Origin of the sequence: Clavibacter lycopersici, from assembly GCF_003576405.1 — a bacterium.
Lineage (GTDB): Bacteria > Actinomycetota > Actinomycetes > Actinomycetales > Microbacteriaceae > Clavibacter > Clavibacter lycopersici.
Window position 1 is genome coordinate 1 of the sequence record NZ_QWGT01000379.1, and the last position, 1,599, is coordinate 1,599.

The 1,599-nt window shown below is 77.9% G+C and carries 2 protein-coding genes; one reads left to right on the forward strand and one right to left on the reverse strand.

Translation table 11 applies throughout. The features are described from left to right. Window positions 1–649 (reverse strand): MFS transporter (locus DZG00_RS15290; protein WP_147360057.1); only part of this gene is annotated, 649 nt, incomplete at its 3' end. Window positions 650–797: 148 nt separating this feature from the next. Here DZG00_RS15290 and DZG00_RS15295 point away from each other — a divergent pair. Then, window positions 798–1,599 (forward strand): ribokinase (locus DZG00_RS15295; RefSeq protein WP_233550165.1); only part of this gene is annotated, 802 nt, incomplete at its 3' end.

Here is a 1,599-nt window from a genome sequence, read left to right on the forward strand (position 1 = left end):
GATCCGCGCCCGCCGTCGCGGCCCCGCGCTCGCGCACGGCGAGCACCAGCGCGGCCGACGCGAGGAACGCGACGACGTCCACGACGAGCGCCGGCACCGGCCCGACGCCCGCGTAGACGACCGGCCCCACCATGGCCGAGACGATCCCGACGCCCGTGCTCGCGAGGAGCGTGCGCCCCGCGGCGTCCGCGCGGCGGTCGGCCGGGACGACCACCTGCACGAGGGCGGCGCGCGCCGGGTCGAAGAGCTGCGAGGCGCAGCCGATGAGGAGCTGCGTGACGATCACCGCGCCGATGACGACGGGCGCGGGTCCGGCCATCGCGATCACCAGGAGCGGCACGAGCAGGGCGGCGCGCACGACGTCGGCCGTGACCATCACGCGGCGGGCCGGCCACCGGTCGACGAGCACGCCCGCGACCGGCGCGAGCAGCAGCCGGGGCAGGCTCGTCGCGCCGATGACCGCGCCGACGTAGAGCGGCAGGGCCGGGTCGCCGGGCGCGAGGCCCGTGGCGAGCCACACGGTCACGGTCGCCGCGAGCACGTACTCGCCGAAGGAGGAGAGCGCCTGCGCGACCCAGATGAGAGCGAACGAGCGGGAGATCAGCAGGGGGCGGCGGGGGCCGCGCGCACGGGAGCCGGGCTCGGGCACGGGCGACCTCCGATCCGTCGTCTCCTCCCCACGGTATCGGCCGGTTCGGCGGGCTTGCGGGCGGTCCCGGCCGCAGGATCCGCTCGGTACCCTGGCGGGGAGCGCCACCCGGGCGCGGCCGGCCTCGGGCCGGGGGAGGCAGGTGCCCATGGGCCGCGTCGTGGTGCTCGGATCGCTCAACGTCGACCAGGTGGTGCGCGTCCCGCGGCACCCGCAGCCGGGGGAGACCCTGATGGGATCCGACCCCGAGCGGCTCTGGGGCGGCAAGGGAGCGAACCAGGCGGTCGCGGCGGCCGACGCGGGCGGCGAGGTCGCGATGGTGGGGGCCGTGGGCGACGACGCCGACGGATCCGCGTACCGCGCGCGCCTGGCGGACCGCGGCATCGACGTGTCCGGCCTCGCGACCGTGGCGGACGCGACCACGGGCCTCGCGATCATCGCGGTGGACGACGACGGCGAGAACACGATCATCGTCGCGCCCGGCGCCAACGGGCGCGTGACGGGCGCCCACCTGGATCCGCTGGACGCGCTCGCCGCGGGCGACGTCCTGCTCGCCTCGCTCGAGCTGCCCCTCGACACGATCGCCGCCGGGGTCCGGCGCGCGCACGCCGCAGGCGCCCGCGTCGTGCTGAACCTCGCGCCCTTCGCCGCGCTGCCCGCCGACGTGCTCGCGCTCGCGGATCCCGTGGTCGTCAACGAGCACGAGGCCGGGCTCCTCCGCGAGTCCGGCACGCCCGCGCCCGCGTCGCTGCTCGTCACCCTCGGCGCCGAGGGCGCGATGTGGGGCGAGGTCGAGGTCCCCGCGTCGAAGGTGTCCCGGGTCGTCGACACCACGGGCGCGGGCGACGCGTTCTGCGGCGCGCTGGCCTCCGCGCTCGCCGCGGGTGCCGACCGCGAGGGCGCGCTGGTCGTGGCCGCCGACGCCGCGGCGGTCGTCGTCCAGCGGCAGG